Origin of the sequence: Prevotella sp. oral taxon 306 str. F0472 (genome assembly GCF_000257925.1) — a bacterium.
In the GTDB taxonomy this organism is placed as follows: Bacteria; Bacteroidota; Bacteroidia; order Bacteroidales; family Bacteroidaceae; genus Prevotella; species Prevotella vespertina.
Map to the genome: position 1 here is coordinate 1 of NZ_AJIN01000049.1, position 20,721 is coordinate 20,721.

The following is a 20,721-nucleotide window of genomic DNA, read 5'->3' on the forward strand; positions in this document are numbered from 1 at the left end:
ATATCTGATGTGTATGAAATGTTTTCTTGCGTCAACTCCTTTATCGCCCTGAGGATAGTATCAGAGCTACAAGTGCGAAGTGTCGGATGAAGTGAGAGGTGGTTCATCAAATGAGTAGTGACATCCTCAATACATGAACCGCCACAGAAGTAGATACTCATGAGAGAACGGATGATTTCGCTGTACTGATAACCGAACGATCTACACCTTAGACCGAGGGTTGAGTCGATGACAGATGATAATGTGGAGTCAAATTGCTCCATGATTGAAAATAATCCCCCAAAAGGAGTGAGTCTCTCAGATTTAATTTGTATCTTCGCCATGTCTATCGTTGGATTCTCTTGTTTTTTTTTGCAACACTAAGATAAGTGAAAATTCTGACATGGCAAAATCCTGAGCAACTTTTTGTTGCTCAGGTACTTAAAAAGTTTAATTTATAATAGTGTTGCGGAATTAAGGTTTAATTATACTTGGAGCAAAGTTATGAAAAAACTAGAATACCACAAAGTTTTGTTAGGTAAATTTGTTTTTCTCACATAATTTTTGCAATTTTGCACCCAAAATAACAAGCATGCAATTTCCTATTCAATTAGATATACTGGATTTTATCTTTAAAGGTTTGTTGATTGGTATTATCGCATCAGCACCTATGGGTCCAGTCGGAATATTATGTATTCAGCGTACTTTAAATAAAGGACGTTGGTATGGTTTTATAACAGGTATTGGCGCAGCCGTTAGTGATACTATTTATGCTCTTATAGTTGGTTTAGGTATGAGCTTTATCATGGGTCCTTTACAAAACCCTACTTATAAACTTATACTCCAAATATCAGGAAGCATCTTACTCTTATTATTTGGACTTTATTGTTTTAAGTCAAATCCAATGAAGAAAGTACACCAAAGCGGAAAGACTAAAGGTAGTATTTTTCACAATGGATTGACCGCATTTCTCGTAACATTCTCAAATCCATTGATCATCTTCCTATTCATGGCTTGTTTTGCACAATTTGCTTTTGTACAACCAGGGCAGACGTTTGAGATGATTGTAGGTTTCGCTTGTATCCCAGCAGGAGCATTATTATGGTGGTATGGTTTAACATGGCTTATCGATAGAATTCGAGGAAAGTTCGATGTCAATGGTATTCTTATAATAAATAAGGTGATTGGTTCTATTGTTATTTTATTTTCGATTATCATGCTCTTAGGAACGGTATTCAATCTTTATCACCTTCCTACGGTCGATGGTCTGATGAAATAAATACAAATAATAAGTATTTTATATGTTTGTTGCAAAAGAATTAAGAAAAAAGAGTGTAGCAGAATATCTGCTTTATATGTGGCAGATTGAAGATATCATTCGAGCTTATGGATGTTCACTCACAAGAATACGTACCGAATATATTGATCAATTTCAATATACTGACGAACAAAAGGAAGAAGAGGGGGATTGGTTTGGTGATCTTGTTAGAATGATGAATCAAGAAGGTTGCCGTGAGGGAGGTCACTTACAGATTAATAAGGTCTTGATGCAAGGACTTACAGAACTTCATAAAGAGTTACTCCAATCTTCTAAGTTCCCTTTTTATTCAGCAGAATATTATCGTGTCTTACCTTTCATTGTTGAACTAAGAGGTAAGACTAAACGTACTGCTGATAAAATGGCAAAGACAAATGACAATCGATTGAAGGATGTAGCTTCTCAACTTTCAAAAAGTGAAATAGAGACATGCTTTGACTTACTTTATGGAGTCATGATGCTTCGTCTACAAAAGAAAGAGATTACACCAGAAACAGAGCGTGCCTTAAAAGAAGTAACAACTTTTATTGGTATGCTATCCGACTATTATATAAAGGACAAGACAGAGGGGTTAGACTTCGGTGAAGAATAAAAACAATAAAGGTATGAATATTTTAGTTACAGGTGCAAATGGACAACTCGGTAATGAGATGCAGATTGTATCTCAAAAGAGTAAAGATAAGTATATCTTCACAGACGTATGTGATGGTTATACAAAGTTAGACATCACTAATTTGGAAGCTATACGCAAAATGGTGAAAGACAATGATATTAAATGTATCATCAATTGCGCAGCTTGGACAAATGTTGACAAAGCAGAAACTGCAGGCGATATTGTTGAGACACTCAATGCTATTGCTCCTGAGAATCTTGCGATTGCAATGAAAGAAGTAAATGGTTTACTTGTTCATATCAGCACTGATTATGTCTTTGGAGGCGACCCCTATAATACTCCTTGTAAAGAAGACATGAAAGGTACTCCGACAGGCGTATATGGTTTAACCAAATTACATGGCGAACAAAAGATTCAAGCAACAGGAGTGAAACATATCATCCTCCGTACCGCCTGGTTGTATAGCGAATTTGGTCATAACTTTGTTAAGACAATGATTAATCTTACAGCAACAAAGCCACAATTGAAAGTTGTTTTTGACCAATGTGGCACTCCAACTTATGCTGGCGATTTAGCTGATACGATCTACGATATTGTCGAGCAACGCAAATATGAAGGAAACAATGGTATCTATCATTTCTCTAACGAAGGTGTTTGCAGCTGGTATGACTTTACTATTAAGATTGCAGAACTTGTTGGCAATCGTAATTGTGATATACAACCTTGCCATAGCGATGAATTTCCATCACCCGTTACACGCCCAGCCTATTCTGTACTTGACAAGACAAAGATTAAAGAAACCTTTGGTATTAAGATTCCATACTGGGAAGACTCATTGAAGAAATGTATCAAAGGATTACAAGAACAAGACAAATAACATAAAGAATTTAAATGAACGAAATAGAACGCAGACGAACTTTTGCCATTATCTCACACCCTGATGCTGGTAAAACTACATTGACAGAGAAATTCCTGCTCTTCGGTGGACAAATTCAAGTGGCTGGTGCTGTTAAGAACAATAAGATTCGTAAGACAGCAACATCTGACTGGATGGATATTGAGAAGCAACGTGGTATATCGGTGTCAACCTCTGTGATGGAGTTCGATTACGAGGGGTATAAAGTAAACATTCTAGATACTCCTGGTCACCAAGACTTTGCCGAAGATACTTATCGTACTCTAACAGCTGTGGATTCTGCCATCATCGTTGTCGATTCTGCAAAAGGTGTTGAGGCACAAACACGTAAGTTAATGGAAGTTTGCCGTATGCGTAACACGCCTGTTATCATTTTCATTAATAAGATGGATCGTGAAGGTCGTGATCCTTTCGACGTATTAGATGAATTGGAGGAAGAACTTCAAATCAGTGTGCGTCCATTATCATGGCCTATCGGTCAAGGTCAACGCTTTAAGGGTGTATATAACATCTACGAACAACAATTAAACCTTTTCACACCCAACAAGCAACGAGTTACTGAGAAGGTGGAAGTAGATATCAACTCTAAAGAACTTGAAGAGCATGTTGGTGCCGATTTCTCTCAACAACTCCGCAATGATCTAGAATTGGTTAATGGGGTCTATCCAGAATTTGATGTTAATGGCTATCGACGTGCAGAAGTGGCACCAGTATTCTTCGGCTCTGCCTTGAATAACTTCGGTGTACAGGAACTCTTAAATTGTTTTGTAGAGATAGCTCCAAGCCCACGACCAACGAAGGCAGAAGAGAGAATCGTAGAACCTACAGAGCCAAAGTTCACAGGCTTTATCTTTAAGATTACCGCCAACATCGACCCTAACCATCGTAGTTGTATTGCTTTCTGCAAAGTTTGCTCTGGTAAATTCCAACGTAACCAGCCCTATTTGCATGTACGCAATGGCAAAACAATGCGTTTCTCCTCCCCTACTCAATTTATGGCACAGCGCAAGAGTACGGTAGAAGAGGCTTACCCTGGAGATATTGTTGGTCTCCCTGACAATGCTGGGGTATTCAAGATTGGTGATACTTTAACAGAAGGCGAATTGATTCACTTCCGTGGTTTACCAAGTTTCTCTCCAGAGCTCTTCAAATACATTGAGAATGATGATCCTATGAAGTCTAAGCAATTCCTTAAAGGCATTGAGCAATTAATGAACGAAGGTGTAGCACAATCATTCGTTAATCAATTCAATAATCGCCGTATTGTTGGTACTGTTGGACAATTACAATTTGAGGTTATCCAATATCGTTTGGAGCACGAGTATAATGCGAAATGCCGCTGGGAGCCAGTTCATCTCTACAAAGCATGTTGGATTGAGGCCGATGATGAGGTCGAATTAGAGAATTTCAAGAAGCGTAAGTATCAATATATGGCTAAAGATAACGAAGGGCGTGACGTCTTCCTCGCTGATTCCAGTTATGTTTTGAGTATGGCTCAACAAGACTTCGAACATATTCGTTTCCACTTCACAAGTGAGTTCTAGATTAGGAAGACAATATTAGCTTTATACACGCTTATAAAGCTAATTGTTGATATAAAAGAAATACTTTCCCCACATAATATAGTTAAGGGCTGAAATCCTCATTGGGATGTCAGCCCTTCTGCTATATTCACCCTATACCCCACTTTCCACATCAATGATATGCCCTTCTCAAATAAAGAGGAGTTCCCTTTGGTAACTATATTGTCATAAACACAAAATAATTAGTATCCTAATCGTTCGCTGTTAAGTATCTCTACCATGTAAAAGGAAGAACAAGTATCCAGAGCTTTATCCTATTATTTTATACACGCCTGTATAATCAGTTATACAGCTTTGTATAATCAATTATACACGTGTGTATAATTAGTTATACACACGTGTATAACTTGATACTTTAACTTTCCCTGATTTGACTATACACTTATCTGTTACATTAGCCGAATAAGTAGACAGTCGTCCTGTAAGTCTACTGGAAAGCTAGACACAAGTTGAGAATCCATGCTGTATAGCTAGTAAGTAAGAAGATATATGAAATGATACTAAACAAAGGTATTAAACTGAGGTAAAAAGAATAAGCCCAGTACAATACTGAGCTCATTATAGAGAAATAAATAGTTAACGTGTTAATTGACTGTTCAACATTCGAGGATATAATAACAAAGAATATCCTCTCTGTTCAACCTAACTACTTAATTAAAAATTCCACCAATGCTTCTTCTTGGGTGGCTTTTGATCTTCAAGTGAATGATTAGAGAAATTTCGACTTTCCCATGTCTCATGATTTGTCACCATCTGATAGATTGTTCCCCAGTCGGGCAATCCTCCGAAATTGCGATCATCAATAAACATGTCAGCTTTAATCTTTCTCGAGAAATGATTATTCTTCTCTTTCTCTTCCTCTGGATAATCCTTATTGATTGCCCAGAAATCAACGCCTCGTGCGTGGCACCAATCAACCGCCTCTTGGAGTAAGTCGTCTTCTCTAACGCTCCATAAGATCAAGCGATGACCATCTTTGATTAACATCTTCAAAGTATCGGTGGCGAAAGGAATTTCGTCACCGATTTTAGGATATCTATGTTCTACGATGGTTCCATCGAAATCAATAGCTATTATCATTCTTAACCTTTAATTTTATCGCTTTACAGAATGGTCATTTTTATCTCCATAATGGCTGTTGCTATAATTTCCGTAGTTACCATAACTACCATAAGAATAGCCACCATATCGCCCATATCTACCATACTTGCCATACTTGCCATAGCCATAATAGTAGCTGTACTTTCTCTTCGACATATCAACGCCATTAAGTACCATAGCCATATTAGGCAATTTCTCTTCCTTTGCAAGTGAATTGATCATTGCAAAAGATGCCTTTGGAGTGTAATCGGCACGACACATATAAACTGAAACGTTTGTCACACGGGCAATCTGAAGAGTATCAGTTACCAAACCAACTGGCGCAGTATCAATCATGATGTAATCATATTTCTCTTTCAGAATCTCAATAATCGTATCAAGAGAATTGCGCGCAATAAGCTCGGCAGGATTAGGAGGAACTGGACCAGCCATGAGAAGATCCAAATTCTTATTTACACCAGAAGGTAGAATCTGTGCCTCAACATCTTCTCTATTCGGATTATCTTTCACAAGAAGGTTAGTAATACCATGCTTGTGATCGTTAATGCCGAATTGTTCTGCCAAACGTGGACGACGAATATCAAGACCTACCAAGATAACCTTCTTACCAAGAAGCCCAAAGCTGACAGAAAGGTTGGCTGCTGTAAATGTCTTTCCTTCTCCAGAGGTTGAAGATGTGAAAAGAACAACCTTCTCACCTTCATGCAACATAAATTGAAGATTCGTTCGTAGAGAACGGAATATTTCTTCCATCTGGTTGTTCTGATTTTCATGAACAACAATATCAGCCTTACCCTTAGCCGAATTACTTGCAATTGCAATATCTGCAATGATTGGTAACTTGGTAAGACGTGCAACATCATCGTGTCCTTCAATCTTATAGCGGAAGAATTGTATAATTAAAATGATAAACACAGGGATTGCCAAACCTATGACAAATGCAATCAACATTATATATGTTGAGTTAGGACTGACTTTACCATTCAATTGTGGATCATCAATCAACCTACCCTTATCGGCTGTTGCTGCAAGAGAGATACTATTTTCCTCACGCTTTTGAAGTAACATCAAATAAAGCCCTGATTTCACCTCCTGCTGACGACCAATCTGTGTCAACATACGTTCTTGTTGAGGAGTTTCCTCTACTTGATCGGTGTATTTTGTAACCTGCGCTAAAACTGCATCTCTCTGAATCTGTAAGTTCTTGCGTGCAGCGGCAATAGCACGACGAATATTAACATTTAAATCACGAATCTGATCCGTGAGAGGTTCAACAACTGGTGAGCTCTCAGATGCACTACGAAGGAGACGATTACGCTCAAGAACTAACTCATTGTATTTATTAATCAAAGAAGTAGAACTTTCATCATCCAATCCTACATTAGATGGAATAACTTGTGTTAGATTGCGTGAAGAGCTTTCTACTTCACGAGCAATCGTATTAAAGAGCTCAATTTGAGTCTCCATTTCTGCAAGTTTCTGCTCTGATGTATTCTGGTTGGAAACAGAATTACTAGCATTCATCTTCAGTTCCACCATGCCATTCTTTTGCTTGTAGTTCTGAAGCTCACCTTCGGTCTTACCTAATTCAGCATTAATCTTCTCCAAACGTGAATTAATGAACTTCTCTGTTTGGTGTGCAACAGCATTCTTATCCTCATTTGCTTGACGATTATAAACAATTGCTAATTGCTTCAAGTAATCAAGAGAACGTTGAGGAACCTCATCAGTCAATTGAAGTTGTAAGATAGAAGTACCTTTCCCACTTTGACCTATTTTTAATTCACCTACATACTTATCAGAAGCCATCTTAGGAGAAAGAATGCTAACCTTTAGAACTTGACCTTCATGTAAAGTTCTACCATTATTAGAATTAATGGTAATAATACCTGCACGTGTAGGGATTGTTGCTGGCAGACTCGTAAACTTTTTATTGATAGAGAAAGGACCTTCACTATTTTCCTCATCTGTTGGAACAGAATATGTTCCATTAACAACAAATGAAGAACCATTCTTTGTAATGTTAAGATTGATAGGTCTATTCAGTCTATCCAAATGGGCAGCATCAATATCTACAACCAAAGGTTGGTCACGGTATGTTATAACATCCTTAACCTTTCCTTCTGTCGTGTAATTCACATACAACTTTAAATCTCGGATAGCATCTTCAGCAATAGAATGTGATGAAAGAATCTCCATCTCATTATCGATACCAGCGGAATTAGAGATTGTTCCCAAGTTAGTTATGTTCTGTAACGAAGAACCTCGTCTACTACTTCCATTGTCATCATCTTTAATGAGCAATTTTGCTGTTGATTGATACAAAGGTGTGGTGTACCTTAAATAAATAGCTCCAATTCCACCAAAGATAATCAGTGAAAGTACGAACCAATACCAATTAAGAATTACGGTTCGATAAAGAGCAGCAAAGTCAAAGAAAGAAGTTACGCCTTCCTTCTCTTGTTCTTTGTCTAGTTCTAGTTTTGTCGTTTCTTCCATATTTGTTTTATTTTTGTTTCATCCGCTAACAAGACTCGTATCTTATTCTAATCAATCAATTCAAGTAGATATTTTCCATAATTGTTTTTGGCCATCGGTTGAGCTTCTTCTTTCAAACGATCTGCTGTTATCCATCCTTTCTTGTACGCTATCTCTTCTAAACATGCAACCTTAAGTCCCTGCCTTTTCTCTATACACTCAATAAAAGTACTGGCTTCGGACAAACTATCATGCGTACCTGTATCCAGCCATGCAAAACCACGCTGAAGAGTTTGAACCATCAGAATATCTTGATCTAGATATTTCTGGTTTACACTCGTAATCTCTAGTTCTCCGCGTGCAGAAGGTTTAATCTGTTTGGTAATCTCAATAACACTATTGGGATAAAAATAAAGTCCAACAACAGCGTAATTGCTCTTGGGGTGCTCTGGCTTTTCTTCTATACTAAGACACTTTCCATTCTTATCGAACTCTGCAACACCATATCTCTCAGGATCATTAACATAATATCCAAACACTGTTGCTTTATTTTCTTCTTCAGCTCTTTGAACACTATTCTTTAACAGACTACTAAAACCCGCACCATAGAAAATATTATCTCCTAAGACAAGGCAGACAGAATCATTTCCTATAAACTCTTCACCTATAAGAAACGCTTGAGCAAGTCCATCAGGAGAGGGTTGTTCTGCATATTCAAATCGTACCCCAAAACTACTACCATCTCCCAGTAATCGTTTGAACGCAGGCAAATCATGTGGCGTAGAAATAATTAAAATTTCCCTGATCCCAGCCAACATCAATACCGATATAGGATAATAGATCATTGGCTTGTCAAATATAGGAATAAGTTGTTTGCTTATTCCTTTCGTTATCGGATAGAGACGAGTGCCAGATCCACCAGCTAGAACAATTCCTTTCATAATCAGTTCGTTTTATATCTTAACTTATAATTTAGTTGCTATTATGAGCAGAGAAGAATAACGGAATTGAATAGGTCAGCTCTTATGAGTTTATCATGCAAATAATTCCTCATTCAACGATGCATATATAACGCATGCAAAGATAATAAATTTAATTTAATTAAAATAACTGTAAATGAGAAAACATACATTAAGAATGTGTTTTCTTGTTTTTTTTAGTAACTTTGCAAGCGAATAAATAATTTAATTACATTGTAATAACTTAAAAACAAGATATAAGAAATGGGATTTATTTCAAAGCTTTTTAATAAAAGTGGGGATGAAACAGCGAAGTCTGGAGGTATGGAAGACTATATGACTCTTATTAGGGTTTATTTTCAAGCAGTACTTGCTTCTCGCCTAGGTATCAACAACTTGGCAATGCTCCCTGATTTACGCACATATAAACAAACATTCCATGTTCCAACCCTACATAATAAGTTGGGATTAGGTGAAATGGCTAGTGTTAAGAAAACCATGAAAAGTTTATATAAAGTTGATGATAATTTCTTTGATGAAATAGACGCAAGTATTAAAAAGAATTGTAAGAAGATGCAAGATGTACAACCTTATCTTTATCAATTCCAAGGCTTCACACAAGACTTAATGATGTTAATTGGCAATTTGATGAAATTCAAATTACGTGTTCCAGGCTTCTTCAAAAAAGCGATATACACAATGACAGAGAAGACCGTAAATGATATTTACGATAAAAATGACTTCTCTGATGCTGGTGTCATCAAAGCAGTTGTAGCGGTTCGACAATATAATCAGCGACTGCGCTTTAGTAGAAAATGGACTACTGATTTCGTTTATCAGATTGTAACTTTAGCAAAGAAAGAACCTAAACCAGCAGAACAAGCAGAGTCAAAATAATTAGGTATATATTTGCTTAAACAGAAACTTTAATGTAATTTTGCGTCCAAAAATGAATTATGGATTCGAATGAGAAAACTCTCAATACGTTTGCAACTCGTGTGCGTCAGATGATTCTTCAGTATGCAGAACTGAAGAAAGAAAATGATGAACTTTACGCACTTGTTGATCAACGTGAGAAGGAAATTAAACAACTCCAAGAAGAGTTATCTCAAGCAGAAGCTGACTATAATTCGTTAAAGATGGCAAAGATGCTCGAAGTAACTGATGGTGATATGGAAGGTGCACAAAAGCGTGTTGCCAAACTAATCCGGGATGTTAACAAGTGCATAACACTTCTAAGTGAGAAATAATCCAGAATATAATGGCAGACGATAAGCTACATATAAGACTGCATGTTTATGATACAGAACTCTCTGTAAACGTTCCACGCGACGATGAGGAGTATTATCGTTCTGCAGCCAAATTAATTACTGATACTGTCAATACTTATTCTACTCTTTTTAAAGGTAAAAAAGGGGATAAGGATATTATGTATATGGCAATGCTTGATATTGCATTGAAATATAAGAAAGAAGGAGTACGCAATGATACGGCTCCATTCAATGATATTCTCGGTAAACTCACTTCAGAAATCGAAGAAGTATTAAAGAAATAACGAGAATATTAACTAAAATAATAAAAGAATAATAAATGAGTCCAATTGTTACAGTTGTAATAGCTGTGCTTTGTTTGTCTGCAGGTTGTGCTGGTGGATTTGCTATTTTCCGCTATATCCTTACAGGAAAATACAACGACACTATAAATGAGGCAGAGAAAGCGGCAGAAGTAATAAAAGAAAAGAAATTACTTGAAGTCAAAGAGAAGTTCCTTAACAAAAAGAGCGAGCTTGAAAAAGAAGTTCAACAACGCACACTCAAAATCCAACAAGGAGAAAATAGATTAAAGCAACGTGAGGTTGCTCTTAATCAGCGTCAAGAGGAGCTCAATCGACACAAGCAAGATGTTGATCAGCAGCAACAGCGTGTAGACAATGAGAAGAAGCTGTTACAGGTAAAACAACAGGATCTTGAAAAGATGCAAGAGCAGGAGCGCATTAAGTTAGAAGAACTTTCTGGACTTAGCTCTGAAGAAGCAAAGGAACGTTTGATTGAAAGTTTGAAAGATCAAGCAAAGTTGGATGCCGCTTCTTATATTAATGAGATCGTTGATGAAGCCAAACTTAATGCGAATCAGCAAGCAAAGAAGATAGTTATTCAGACTATACAACGAGTTGCAACAGAAACAGCTATAGAAAACTCTGTAAGTGTTTTCCATATTGATAGCGATGAGGTAAAAGGTCGCATCATTGGTCGTGAAGGTCGTAATATCCGTGCTTTGGAGGCTGCAACAGGTGTAGAGATCGTTGTTGATGATACGCCAGAAGCAATTGTAATCTCAGCTTTCGATCCAGTTCGTCGTGAGGTTTGCCGCTTGGCACTTCATCAGCTGGTAGCAGACGGACGTATTCACCCTGCACGCATTGAGGAAGTTGTCGCAAAAGTTAAGAAGCAGCTTGATAATGAAATCATCGAAACTGGTAAGCGTACAGCTATCGACCTTGGTATTCATGGCTTGCATCCAGAGTTGATTCGCATTGTAGGTAAGATGAAATATCGTTCTTCTTATGGACAGAATCTTCTCCAACACGCTCGTGAGACAGCGAATCTTTGTGCTGTTATGGCAAGTGAGTTAGGCTTAAACCCAAAGAAGGCAAAGCGTGCAGGTTTATTGCATGATATTGGTAAAGTCCCAGATGAGGAGACTGATTTACCACACGCAATCTATGGTGGTAAGCTCGCTGAGAAGTATAAAGAGAAACCAGATATTTGCAATGCTATTGCAGCCCACCATGATGAGGTAGAGATGACAACTCTTCTTGCACCGATTGTTCAGGTTTGTGATGCTATTTCTGGTGCTCGTCCAGGTGCTCGTCGTGAGATAGTTGAAGCTTACATTAAGCGCTTGAATGATTTGGAAGCTATTGCAATGAGCTATCCAGGTGTGACAAAGACATACGCAATACAGGCAGGTAGAGAACTCCGTGTCATCGTTGGTGCTGATAAGATGGACGATGTAGAGAGTGAGAAATTAAGCTCTGAAATAGCAGAGAAAATTCAGAACGAAATGACTTATCCTGGTCAGGTTAAGATTACAGTAATTCGTGAAACCCGTTCTGTTGCTTATGCAAAGTAACGACAAATAGTTTTATCTATTTCAATAATAAAGAAATGCACTTCAGTTCATGGGGTGCATTTCTTCATATCCATTCTATTTTAGATAAACGTTCACTAAAACTTAAACCTATCTGCATTTCTATACGTTTCTCCAAAGACTTTTATTTGATATAAATTTATTTCTAACCGCTTCCCCGTAAATTTCTAACCGTATATAAATATATGGGGAAGCGGTTAGAAATTTTACGCAAACAGCATATAAATTTATAGCAAACCGCATCCGCAATTTCAACGAACTACTTCCCGCATTAGTCGCTCTTTGACGAAAGTATATTTCGTGGGGCGCGAAAGTACATATTGTCAATAACAAAAGTATATATTGTCAGGAACAGAGGACGAGGCTCTCAAATAAGTGATTGAAACTTCCAAGAGAGTTCTACGCCTTACAGTATAGACATTCTGCTAGATGCGTATTCCTGTGCTACGCTCACCGCATTCCCCTACCGACAAATACGTATTGCGCTGCTGACAGATACGTATCTAGCAACAACGCTCACCGCATCTAACAGCAACGCTCACCGTATCTAGCGGAACGAGAATACGTATCTGGCAGCAAGGGGATACGCATTCGGCAGAGGATAGATTAAAGAGTACTAAGAGATTCACAAAATTGTTCGCGAACAATTTTGAATTTGTTCGCGAACAATTTTTTGCGTGCCTTATGAAAACGTTTTCTAAAGCCTACCCTTAAAAGCTAACATTACTTTGTGAGGGATTGCCGATAATACGGAGGCACGAATCTCACGCGGTGAGAAACGATAAAAGCGATAATATAATTGGAGCTTTCGATAAGTTGTAACAAGGAAATATTGGCTCTTAAATCGGAAACTCCTATTATAACCATGAAAGCCGAAGTTACCACCGAACCAAACTATATCCATAAACAAAGAAATTGTGTCGGAAGATTCATTGACAGGAATAGGACATAGAGCAAACTTCTCATCCAAACCTAACAACTTTACCAATATCAACTGAATAGCATCAAAGGCTTTCCGAAAGTCTAGTTCGTCCAGCCATTTATACAGCTGTTCTTTATCAATAACGTTATGATAAACTTTAAGAAGGATTGCAACATCACAGAATTGGCGCAAACCTACACCTAATTCTATCAGATGATGATAAAGATGCAGGAAGGTATAAAGGAGATTTAATGTTGGTTCTAATGTTTGAATAGAAGAGCCATTAACATTGACAAACGAAGGCTTGAGATTCTCGAAGATACGATTCCATATCTTTTGGGACTTATGACTAGCAAATCTCATCAAGCAATGATGCAGCTCCAATGTTATAGAGTTGTGGTTTATTTCAAAATGTTGATCGGTTGGTTCAACATTAATATTAATTCCCCAATCCTGCGCAATAGCGGGAATAACCTTTGCTAGATTCTTTTTGTCACAATAGAAATCAATATCGCCTGGTGTACGCGAAAGAGGATCAGGATAATAGATACCTATAGTTTGCCCTTTTACAACAATCGCATCTATTTTATTCTTATCCAACAGACAACGCAACCTTTCCAACTCTGCATTCAATGCTCTATTGCTTTTCGCTATCGTACCTTGAATCGTCAGGATTTTAAGTACATCCTGTCTCTCTAACTGTACGTCATTACGAATCAAACTTGCAGCAAGTATGCCTAACATTGCTTGCTTTGAAGCAATGTTGTAAACATCAGTAAACTCGGAATGAGATAAACTCAAATCTAAAGGAGTTTGCCATAACTCACTTTTTACTAGGCTCAGGAATATAGAATAGGCTTTATCCATTATTTATTGCTTACAGTTTGCTTATCCAATATAGAATACTTGCTGTTATTACTTACATACTCTGGTACTATCTCTTTCATCTTTTCAACGATAGCCATATCATCGTATGTGTGACTCAAAGAGATAAGAGAATTAATCTGAGCCTCAACCTCTTTGAAGTCATACTCACGTACTTTTGCTATACGAATCTTCTCATGGAAACTAGGAAGAGTATTCTCTGTTGTGCTCAAAACTTCTTCATAGAGCTTCTCACCTGCACGCAAACCAGTATACTTAATCTCAACATTCTTTGCTCCAGAGAGTTTTATCATTCGTTTCGCTAGATCTGCTATCTTTACGGGTTTACCCATATCAAAGACAAATATCTCTCCTCCACTACCATGTGTACCAGCTTCCAACACGAGTTTACAAGCCTCTGGAATAAGCATAAAGAAACGAATAATCTTTGGGTCAGTAACCGTAACAGGACCACCTGCCTTAATCTGCTTCTCAAACAAAGGAATAACAGATCCATTAGAGCCTAATACGTTACCAAAACGAGTTGTTACAAACTGCGTCACTGGTTTACCATTAGCTTGTTCGTTAATCATTTTGTTTAAGCTCTGGCAATATATCTCACAGATTCGTTTAGAGCAACCCATCACATTCGTTGGATTTACAGCTTTATCTGTAGATATCATAACAAACTTCTTAACGCCATACTTAACACTCAAATCAGCTATAACTTTCGTTCCCCAAACGTTATTTTGAATACTCTCTGATGGATTATTCTCCATCATGGGCACATGCTTATAAGCAGCTGCATGGAACACGTAATCAGGCTTATATGTTTGGAAAATCTTATCCATACGATCAGCATTAGCAATACTTGCAACTATCGTATGAGCTGTTATATTAGGCCACTCAAAGTGCATCATCAATCGAATATTATGTTGTGGCGTTTCGGCTTGATCAATCAGTATCAATTCCGCAGGATTATAAATGGCAATCTGGCGCACCATTTCAGAACCAATACTACCTGCAGAACCAGTAATCATAATCTTCTTTCCACGCAGGAGAGCACCGATAGAATCCATATCTACACGAATCTGGTCACGTGGGAGAAGGTCCTCAATACTAATCTCCTTTAGTTGTACATTTGAATAATCATCATCCTGACTCCATTCCTTTTCGCCTTCACTCATAAAGATCTGGACGCCTTGACTTAACAAGACATCTTGTAGCTTTTGGTCATCACGGAAATGCTCATTCTGTAAAGGAGAAACTAAGACTGCCTTAATCTTCAACTCCCTGATAATTTCTGCCAAATCATCATCTACTATATAGACCTTTTCTCCCATCAAGATACGTCCTTTGAAAGTTGAATCATGAGCTATAAAGCCCTTCAAAGTAAACTTATTAGGTTTACTACTTCGAATGCTCTTGGCTAAACCGATACCACCATCTTTCACACCATAGATGAGCGTACGCATACCACCGCCCGTATTGAAGAGAACATCATATAGAGACTTAACAACAATTCTAAACAACATCATTCCAATTGTAGCAACTAGATACATTGCCGCTATCTGTCGTCCTTGAAGTCGAATGAAATCAAGATCCCAATAATAAATAACATAGTGCATGGCTTCAGCAACAATTAAAGAAGATAACATTGCTAAACCTACACGCTGTAAATCAACAAAAGAGGAGTATCGAATGATTCCTGAATAGGTATGGAAGATTCTAAAACCAATCAGGTTGAAGATCATATAAATAAGGATTGTCTTAGAGAACAATGCAATATAACTCCAAGCCAAAGCACCATGAGAATACAACCAAAAGACGAATAAACCTGAGAAATAACAGATAAAGATATCAATGGCTAAAATAACCCAATAAGGCAAAGCATTGGCAGATAAATACCAATTCCAAAGTTTCTCAATTACTTTCATATTCGATATGTTGTCGTTATATTTAGTGTATCAGAAAGGAAAGACTAAGAGACACACCTAAGTTTCTTTAATTCACAATTACGTTGATGCTGCAAATATAGACAAAAATTTGCAATTCACCACATATCTCACAACTTATTTATCTCAACTTTATAAAATCACCTCATTTTATCATCTTACATCCATTTGAATATGGTAAAGACCTCCATAAAGATTGGGCTGATGCGTAAAGGTAATAAGAACAGATCGAGAGCCGTCACTGACCTTCGAACTCTTAGGCTCTAAGATAAAGTTACCATCTAAGGACTGATAATCTCCTCCACCTAAAACATGATAACCAGCCTCAATAGCTTGTCGAGCAAATGATAACATTTCATCTGAAGACCAAGTAAATAGGTTAATGCGTTCTAACATTAATTGACGATCAACATAGGTTCCTAAATAGCCTATTTGTCTTGGTTGTTTACCGACGACCTTATCTTGACCACTCTGTTCATCATAATACATATTGTGATGGAAGATAATCTCTTTCTGAGTACTATACCCATTGATGGTTTGTGAATCTTTCAACGCAAACACTTTACTCAATGCAACCAAAGAGGGTATATCCTTCAAACGTTCAGTATCATCTAGTAAGATGTGACATAAGTAAGGGAATGGAAACAAACATTCATCTGGAATAGTTGCTACTTTGACCTTCTCTTCCTTCGAAGAATTACCTTTCGATGATTCCGTAACATCCACTGGTGCATCAGGATATTTCACCTCTGCTATCAATCGCTCTTCTTCTGTCATTTCTTTGGAGACTTTCTGTTGCGGAACTGATGCTTTATTCGATTGCTGGCTCTCATCCTTCTTTATTGTAGAAGATGTAACTTTACTTGCAGGGGCTTCACGCTTGTCAATCTTCTTGTCATCAAGCGTTGATGTGTTTACCTGTCTAGATTGCGCCATGGTTACACGCTCCCTTACACGATACCGCTCACAAAACTCATCTTCATTCGTCACCTTATTTATATAGTAATCTTTGCCGCCCTTTGAGTCTGATATACGAGAGCCGTCACGCCAGATAGTTGTGTACTCTACCCTACCTTGTTCATTATAAGCATAACAAGATCCATCTAAAACACCATTACGATAATTCAGTTTCATACCAACTTTCCCACTAGGAAAGAAAGAAAGGGCACGCCCATTAGCTACACCATTCTTATATTGCATTACAGACTCTACCTTACCTGACTTATAAAACGTACGGCACACTCCCTCTAACTTCGTTAGTTTATCATCTTGACGATTGATGCTTATGTAATGCTTCTCTGCACGCAACTGCCCCGTAATGTAATAGTCATAGAACATCTTAGCCCCTCTATTATCTACAGTAAGAACACGATAATACGCCGCCTTATTTTCCGTGGCAACTCCTTGCCAACGTGCATTATAGAAAATAGCATCCTTAGGAATATGCGTATGATTAGTTGTCTGTGCAAAACCAATAACAACAACCATACACGTTAAGAAAAAGAAAAGTAGACGTTTCATATAGACTCTAATTTGGCTGCAAATATACTGCAACTAATGGGAATAAAAGAATTTTAATCAGTTTTTTCCTTAAAATGAATCTATATATCAAAACAAAATAGTATCTTTGTTGCGTTATCATACTACTACTTAAATATCAACAGAACATGCCAGAAAAAGAAAGAAGTATCAAAGACTTTAAACAACTAATAAGTCTGCTCAAAGAGAAACATATTCGTAAACGTGTAGTTGTTGTATGGCCAGAAGAGAGCCACACACAAGAAGCTGTCTTATTAGCAGCCAACGAAGGTTTTATAAAGCCCATATTGATATGCTCTGAAATTACACAGAATACTTTTGCACAAAAGGAAGGCTTTGAAACTATTATTGTGGGGTCTCCTGATGAGGCTTCACGTAAGGCTGTGGCACTTATCCGAGAGAAGCAAGCCGATATAATAATGAAAGGTTTTGTCAATACAGATGTCCTCCTACGCGCTATATTAGATAAGGAACTCGGTATATTACCTAAAGGGGCTGTCTTAACCCATATTGCTGTTGCTAAATTAGCAGAGTATAACAAACTAATATTCTTTACTGATGCTGCTGTGATTCCTTATCCTACGGATGAACAGCGTAAAGCTCAAGTACAATATCTTGTTGACTTTTGCCATGCTTTCAACATCACTTGCCCTAAAATCTCTCTAATACATTGCTCCGAGAAGGTCGATACCAAACACTTCCCTCATACGGCAAATTATCTAACATTAAAAGAAGATGCGAAAGCAGGAGTTTTCGGTAAGTGTGAGATAGATGGACCCTTAGATTTAAAGACTTCATGCTCTAAGGAAGCAATGGAGATTAAACAAATCAACTCACCTATCAACGGAGAGGCTGACGCACTTATCTTCCCCAATATAGAGTCGGGCAACCTATTCTATAAAACTATCACGCTCTTCTGTCATGCTGAGGTCGCAGGTGTACTTCAAGGAACAATGGCACCAGTAGTTCTCCCTAGCAGAGGCGATACTATTACCTCCAAGTTATATAGTCTTGCACTTGCAAGTCTCATAGTAAAATAAGGTTATTACCCTTCCCAATATAACCCAATAAAACATTATGGCATACAAGATCCTAGCTATTAACCCAGGCTCAACCTCAACCAAAATCTCCTTAGCGAATGACGATGAACCTGTCTTTGTTGCAGACATACCCCATTCAAGAGAAGAACTAAGTACTTTCAAGAAGATTACAGATCAATTTCACTTTAGAAAGCAACTTGTTATTGAAGAATTAAAGAAACGCAATATTCCTCTTGACTTTGATGCAGTTATCGGACGAGGCGGATTAGCTAAACCCGTGTCAAGTGGTGTATTCACCATTACGGAAGAAATGATACTTGACCAGCAGCAAGCTATTCATCAGCATGCCTGTGACTTAGGTTGTATGATTGCAGACGAGATTGCACGTGACATCCCCGGTTGCAAAAGTTTTGTTGCCGATCCTGGTGTAGTTGACGAATTAGAGCCCGAAGCCCGTATCTCTGGTTCTCCTCTAATGCCTCGTGCATGTATCTGGCACGCTTTGAATCAGAAAGCCATTGGTAGACGATACGCCAAAGATATAGGTACTACATACGAGAAACTCAACCTTATCATCTGTCATCTTGGTGGTGGAATATCAATTGCCGCCCACAATCATGGTCGAGCCATCGATGCTAATAATGCCCTTGATGGTGAAGGTCCCTTCTCACCCGAACGTGCGGGTAGTCTCCCAGCAGCCGACTTAATACGCCTTTGTTTTAGTGGTAAATACACTGAAAGCCAATTACTAGGCAGAGTCAGTGGGCAGGCTGGTTTAATCGCACATCTTGGTACAAATGACCTAAGAGAGGTCATGAACTGGATTAAGGCTGGCGATAAACATGCAGAGTTAATCGTGTCTGCAATGATATGGCATGTTGCGAAGAACATAGCCGCAGAAGGGGCTGTTCTATATGGTAAAGTTGATGCCATCCTTCTCACGGGTGGAATGGCAAAGAGCGATTACATCATCGACCGCCTTAAACGTCGAATAGAATATCTTGCTCCAGTGCATGTTTATCCTGGTCAAGATGAGATGCTCGCACTAACAGAGAATGCCTTGGCTGTCTTACGTGGAGAAAGAGTAGCTAAAGACTATTGATTCACATTCAATTGATTTACAAAACACCTAAACTATAGTTTATAATTTAAAACAAATCTTATGAAGGTACATGAATACCAAGCAAAGAGTATCTTTGCATCTTATGGACTACCGGTAGATCGCAACATCGTTTGTCGAACACCGGATGAGGCTGTTGCTGCGTATAAACAATTAGGTTTAGCAAAAGCGGTAGTAAAAGCACAAGTACACACGGGCGGTCGTGGTAAGGCCGGTGGTGTTAAACTTGGAAGTAGTGAAGAAGAGATTCGCCAACATGCAGAAGCTATCTTAGGTATGGACATTAAAGGGTTCATTGTTGATCGCGTCCTAGTTAGCGAAGCTGTTAACATTGCCTCTGAGTACTACATGAGTATTCTTGTTGATCGCAAGTCGAAGTGCCCTATGTTGATGTTGAGTCGTGCCGGTGGTATGGATATCGAGCAAGTGGCAAAAGAGACACCAGAGAAGATTGAGAAGATTGTCATTGATCCAACTATTGGTATGTCTGACTTCCTCGCACGTGAAGCAGCATTCAAGTTATTCGATGATATGGCACAAGTGAAGCAAGCGGTGCCTATCTTCAAGAACCTTTATAAACTCTTCGTCGAAAAGGATGCCTCACTTGCAGAGATAAATCCTCTCGTGATGACACAGGAAGGTACACTAAAAGCCATCGACGCTAAGATGACCTTTGATGATAATGCTCTCTTCCGCCATCCTGATATAGCAGAACTCTTCGAGCCTACAGCAGAGGAAAAGAAAGAGCGTGAGGCTAAGGATAAGGGCTTCAGTTACGTTAACCTTGGAGGCTCAATCGGTTGTATGGTTAATGGTGCTGGTCTTGCAATGGCTACGATGGATATGATTAAACTCTATGGTGGCGAACCAGCTAACTTCCTTGATATTGGTGGTAGCTCTAACCCCGAGAAGATTGTTGAAGCCATGAAGCTCTTATTAGCCGACAAGCATGTAAAGGTTGTTCTCATTAACATCTTTGGTGGAATTACCCGTTGCGATGACGTTGCTAAGGGCTTGCTTGAAGCGTTCAAGGTGATTCAAACCGACATTCCTATTGTCATCCGACTCACTGGTACCAACGAGGCGGAAGGAAGGGCAATATTAGAAGGAACCCACTTCAATGTTGCCACCTCTATGGCAGATGCTGGACACAAGGCAGTTGAACTAAGTAAACAACTTTAAAT

The 20,721-nt window shown here is 38.3% G+C and carries 17 protein-coding genes and 1 pseudogene; 11 read left to right on the forward strand and 7 right to left on the reverse strand.

All coding sequences use genetic code 11. The annotated features are described in order from the left end of the window. A pseudogene (locus tag HMPREF9969_RS12580) lies at window positions 1–323 on the reverse strand (IS1380 family transposase); the annotation flags it as partial. A gap of 248 nt (window positions 324–571) precedes the next feature. Here HMPREF9969_RS12580 and HMPREF9969_RS07545 point away from each other — a divergent pair. From HMPREF9969_RS07545 to HMPREF9969_RS07560, 4 genes are read left to right on the forward strand one after another with little or no spacing between them, the layout of a single operon-like run. Continuing rightward, window positions 572–1,258: a LysE family translocator gene (locus HMPREF9969_RS07545; protein WP_009435235.1), complete on the forward strand. Its 687-nt coding sequence runs from the start codon at window positions 572–574 to the stop codon at window positions 1,256–1,258. A 22-nt stretch (window positions 1,259–1,280) separates the two neighbouring features. Further along, a complete protein-coding gene (locus HMPREF9969_RS07550; protein ID WP_009435245.1) occupies window positions 1,281–1,889 on the forward strand; it encodes a DUF4924 family protein in 609 nt (202 codons plus the stop codon). 13 nt (window positions 1,890–1,902) lie between these two features. Further along, complete coding sequence (gene rfbD, locus HMPREF9969_RS07555; protein WP_009435232.1) at window positions 1,903–2,787, forward strand: dTDP-4-dehydrorhamnose reductase; 885 nt, start codon at window positions 1,903–1,905, stop codon at window positions 2,785–2,787. Between the two features lie 14 nt (window positions 2,788–2,801). Next, window positions 2,802–4,370, forward strand: a complete 1,569-nt coding sequence (locus HMPREF9969_RS07560) for a peptide chain release factor 3 (RefSeq protein WP_009435238.1) — start codon at window positions 2,802–2,804, stop codon at window positions 4,368–4,370. 693 nt (window positions 4,371–5,063) lie between these two features. Here HMPREF9969_RS07560 and HMPREF9969_RS07565 read toward each other — a convergent pair. Genes HMPREF9969_RS07565 through rfbA form a run of 3 tightly spaced genes read right to left on the reverse strand, consistent with a single transcriptional unit; the run spans window position 5,064 to window position 8,929 of the window. After that, a complete protein-coding gene (locus HMPREF9969_RS07565) occupies window positions 5,064–5,489 on the reverse strand; it encodes a BT0820 family HAD-type phosphatase (RefSeq protein WP_009435244.1) in 426 nt (141 codons plus the stop codon). A gap of 15 nt (window positions 5,490–5,504) precedes the next feature. After that, entirely contained in the window at window positions 5,505–8,009 is a 2,505-nt protein-coding gene (locus tag HMPREF9969_RS07570; protein ID WP_009435222.1) for a GumC family protein, read from the reverse strand. Between the two features lie 47 nt (window positions 8,010–8,056). Further along, window positions 8,057–8,929, reverse strand: coding sequence for a glucose-1-phosphate thymidylyltransferase RfbA (gene rfbA / locus HMPREF9969_RS07575; RefSeq protein ID WP_009435227.1), 873 nt, complete (start codon window positions 8,927–8,929; stop codon window positions 8,057–8,059). Between the two features lie 282 nt (window positions 8,930–9,211). Between rfbA and HMPREF9969_RS07580 the strand changes: the two genes are divergently transcribed. Genes HMPREF9969_RS07580 through rny form a run of 4 tightly spaced genes read left to right on the forward strand, consistent with a single transcriptional unit; the run spans window position 9,212 to window position 12,079 of the window. Further along, window positions 9,212–9,844 (forward strand): hypothetical protein, encoded by a 633-nt coding sequence (locus tag HMPREF9969_RS07580; RefSeq protein ID WP_009435243.1) that lies wholly within the window; start codon window positions 9,212–9,214, stop codon window positions 9,842–9,844. 59 nt (window positions 9,845–9,903) lie between these two features. Next, window positions 9,904–10,197, forward strand: a complete 294-nt coding sequence (locus HMPREF9969_RS07585) for a hypothetical protein (protein ID WP_009435228.1) — start codon at window positions 9,904–9,906, stop codon at window positions 10,195–10,197. A gap of 11 nt (window positions 10,198–10,208) precedes the next feature. Further along, the gene (locus HMPREF9969_RS07590; RefSeq protein WP_004382740.1) at window positions 10,209–10,502 is read left to right on the forward strand and encodes a cell division protein ZapA; all 294 of its coding nucleotides are present in this window, start codon (window positions 10,209–10,211) and stop codon (window positions 10,500–10,502) included. Window positions 10,503–10,537: 35 nt separating this feature from the next. Then, entirely contained in the window at window positions 10,538–12,079 is a 1,542-nt protein-coding gene (rny, locus tag HMPREF9969_RS07595; RefSeq protein WP_009435239.1) for a ribonuclease Y, read from the forward strand. A gap of 715 nt (window positions 12,080–12,794) precedes the next feature. Here the strand turns inward: rny and HMPREF9969_RS07600 are convergent. The 3 genes from HMPREF9969_RS07600 to HMPREF9969_RS07610 all read right to left on the reverse strand — a co-directional run bounded on the left by HMPREF9969_RS07600 (window position 12,795) and on the right by HMPREF9969_RS07610 (window position 17,326). Then, entirely contained in the window at window positions 12,795–13,886 is a 1,092-nt protein-coding gene (locus HMPREF9969_RS07600; protein WP_009435240.1) for a nucleotidyltransferase family protein, read from the reverse strand. Beyond that, entirely contained in the window at window positions 13,886–15,820 is a 1,935-nt protein-coding gene (locus tag HMPREF9969_RS07605) for a polysaccharide biosynthesis protein (RefSeq protein WP_009435234.1), read from the reverse strand. Before HMPREF9969_RS07605 ends, HMPREF9969_RS07600 begins: the two co-directional genes overlap by 1 nt. Before the next feature lie 171 nt (window positions 15,821–15,991). Beyond that, complete coding sequence (locus HMPREF9969_RS07610; protein WP_009435241.1) at window positions 15,992–17,326, reverse strand: hypothetical protein; 1,335 nt, start codon at window positions 17,324–17,326, stop codon at window positions 15,992–15,994. 179 nt (window positions 17,327–17,505) lie between these two features. Between HMPREF9969_RS07610 and HMPREF9969_RS07615 the strand changes: the two genes are divergently transcribed. Genes HMPREF9969_RS07615 through sucC form a run of 3 tightly spaced genes read left to right on the forward strand, consistent with a single transcriptional unit; the run spans window position 17,506 to window position 20,719 of the window. Next, window positions 17,506–18,417: a phosphate acyltransferase gene (locus tag HMPREF9969_RS07615; protein WP_009435226.1), complete on the forward strand. Its 912-nt coding sequence runs from the start codon at window positions 17,506–17,508 to the stop codon at window positions 18,415–18,417. 37 nt (window positions 18,418–18,454) lie between these two features. Further along, window positions 18,455–19,519, forward strand: a complete 1,065-nt coding sequence (buk, locus tag HMPREF9969_RS07620; RefSeq protein WP_009435246.1) for a butyrate kinase — start codon at window positions 18,455–18,457, stop codon at window positions 19,517–19,519. A 60-nt stretch (window positions 19,520–19,579) separates the two neighbouring features. Next, window positions 19,580–20,719, forward strand: coding sequence for an ADP-forming succinate--CoA ligase subunit beta (sucC, locus tag HMPREF9969_RS07625; protein ID WP_009435224.1), 1,140 nt, complete (start codon window positions 19,580–19,582; stop codon window positions 20,717–20,719). Window positions 20,720–20,721 lie beyond the last annotated feature (2 nt).